Raw genomic sequence first — 2,173 nt, 5'->3', positions numbered from 1 at the left:
CCGGCGGCCCAACGACCGGCTGCTGCAACAGTCGTACGTCGTGGACGGCGAGCCGGTGGCGCTGCCGACGCTGGACGAGTCGCGGGAGCACCTGCGCCAGTGCCTGATCTCCATCCCGTGGGAGGGCCTCAAGCTCTCCTCGGGCGACCCGGCCATCCCGGTCACCGTGGTACCCGCCGAGTGAGAGGAGCGCGGCCGGTGAGCAACGCGCTGATCATCGTGGACGTGCAGAAGGACTTCTGCGAGGGCGGATCGCTGGCCGTGACGGGCGGAGCCGGCGTCGCCGCCGGGATCTCCCGGCTGCTGGCCGCCGAGCCGGACCGCTGGGACCACGTGGTGGCGACGAAGGATTACCACGTCGACCCCGGCCTGCACTTCGGCGACCCGCCGGACTTCGTGAGCACCTGGCCCCGGCACTGCGTGGTCGGCACCCCGGGCTCGGAGTTCCACCCGGAACTGGCCACCGGCCGGATCGAGGCGATCTTCCACAAGGGCGAGTACGCCGCCGCGTACTCCGGGTTCGAGGGGCACGCCGAGGGCGGCGAGGTCCTGGCCGACTGGCTGCGCCAGCGGGGCGTGGATCGGGTCGACGTGGTCGGCATCGCCACCGACCACTGCGTCCGGGCCACCGCCCTGGACGCCGCCCGGGAGGGCTTCGCCGCCACCGTACTGCTGGATTTGACCGCTGCCGTCGCCCCGGACACCACCGACGTCGCGCTGCGCGCGTTCGAGGGAGCCGGGATCACCATGCACGGCGCCCCTGTGATCAGGGCCGCATGATCCGGTAATTCGTTGGCGAGTGTCGCACCTCCCGTCGAGGATGTCCGGCGGAGGTACGGACCGACGTGAACATGAAGCCTTACCGGGAGGCACTCGCCCTGCCCGGCTTGCGGTCGTTGCTGCTGGTCGCTGTGCTGGCGCGCATCCCGCTGACCGCGACCGGTGTCACGCTGACGTTCTACGTCGTCCAGGATCTCGGGCGCGGATACGGGGCGGCGGGGCTGGTCGGTGCGGCGATCACAGTCGGCGCGGCGATCGGCGGGCCGCTGCTCGGCCGGCTGGTGGACCGCCGCGGCCTGCGGCCCGTCCTGGTCCTGACCGCCGTCGCCGAGGCGATCTTCTGGTCCACCGCGCCGATGCTGTCGTACGCGGTGCTGCTGCCGGCCGCGTTCCTGGCCGGCTCGCTGGCGCTGCCGATCTTCTCGGTGATCCGACAGTCCATCGCCGCGCTGGTGCCGGCGGAGCAGCGCCGGCCGGCGTACGCGCTGGACTCGATGTCGGTCGAGCTGTCGTTCATGATCGGTCCCGCCCTGGCCACGGTCGGGGTCACCACCATCTCCGCCCGCCTCACGCTCTACCTGGTCGGGGCCGGCATCGTCGCCGCCGGGGTGGTGCTGTGGCTGCTCAACCCGCCGGTGCGCAGCGCCAGCGAGGCAGCGACCGGGCCGCAGCCCAGAATCGCCCGCCGGCAGTGGCTCACCTCGCGGATGGTCGCCGTGTTCGCGGTGAGCACCGCGGCCACCCTGGTGCTCGGCGGCACCGACGTGGCGGTGATCGCGGTGCTGCGGGAAAACGGCGACGCCGGCTTCACCGGCGCGGTGCTCTCCGTGTGGGCGGTGGCCTCGCTGGTCGGCGGCTTCGCGTACGGCGCGGTCCGTCGCTCCTTCTCCCCGGTCGCACTGATGGGCGCGTTGAGCCTGTGCACCATCCCGGTCGGGCTGGGCGGCGGTCACTGGTGGCTGCTCTGCTTGGCCCTGATCCCCGCCGGGGCGCTGTGCGCGCCGACCATCGCGGCCACCTCCGACACGGTCAGCCGGCTGGCCCCGGCCGGCGTACGCGGCGAGGCGATGGGTCTGCACGGCTCCGCGGTCACCGTCGGCATCGCCGTCGGCGCCCCACTGGCCGGGGCGGTCATCGACGCCTCGGCGCCGCTCTGGGGCTTCGCGGTCACCGGCGCGATCGGCGCTCTGGTGGCCCTCGCGGTGCTGCCGATCGAGCTACGCCACCGCCGCGCCGACCGAACGCCCACCATCGCCCCAACCACGGCCACCGCCCCAACCGCGGCGCCCGCTCCGGCCACGGCCCCTGAGCCGACCACGGCTCTGGCTCCGGCCACGGCCCCTGATCGGACCGCAGCCAACGCTTGATCATGCGGCAGGCCGCACCCGAGCGC

At 73.5% G+C, this 2,173-nt stretch carries 2 protein-coding genes and 1 pseudogene; all 3 read left to right on the top strand.

Translation table 11 applies throughout. The features are described 5' to 3' along the window. Positions 1-184: pseudogene (locus AB0M52_RS32065) on the top strand (nicotinate phosphoribosyltransferase); the annotation flags it as partial. Positions 185-198: 14 nt separating this feature from the next. Then, positions 199-780 (top strand): nicotinamidase, encoded by a 582-nt coding sequence (locus AB0M52_RS32060; RefSeq protein WP_363961450.1) that lies wholly within the window; start codon positions 199-201, stop codon positions 778-780. A 71-nt stretch (positions 781-851) separates the two neighbouring features. Next, a complete protein-coding gene (locus AB0M52_RS32055; protein WP_363961452.1) occupies positions 852-2,147 on the top strand; it encodes an MFS transporter in 1,296 nt (431 codons plus the stop codon). Positions 2,148-2,173 lie beyond the last annotated feature (26 nt).

Source organism: Micromonospora sp. NPDC051296 (genome assembly GCF_040682255.1).
Taxonomy (GTDB): Bacteria; Actinomycetota; Actinomycetes; order Mycobacteriales; family Micromonosporaceae; genus Micromonospora; species Micromonospora craterilacus.
This window is presented reverse-complemented; position numbering and strand designations above follow the sequence as displayed.

What these genes read in the sequence shown, in the direction of transcription:
- AB0M52_RS32055 (WP_363961452.1), top strand. Translation starts at nt 852, where the DNA reads ATGAAGCCTTACCGGGAGGCACTCGCCCTGCCCGGCTTGCGGTCGTTG.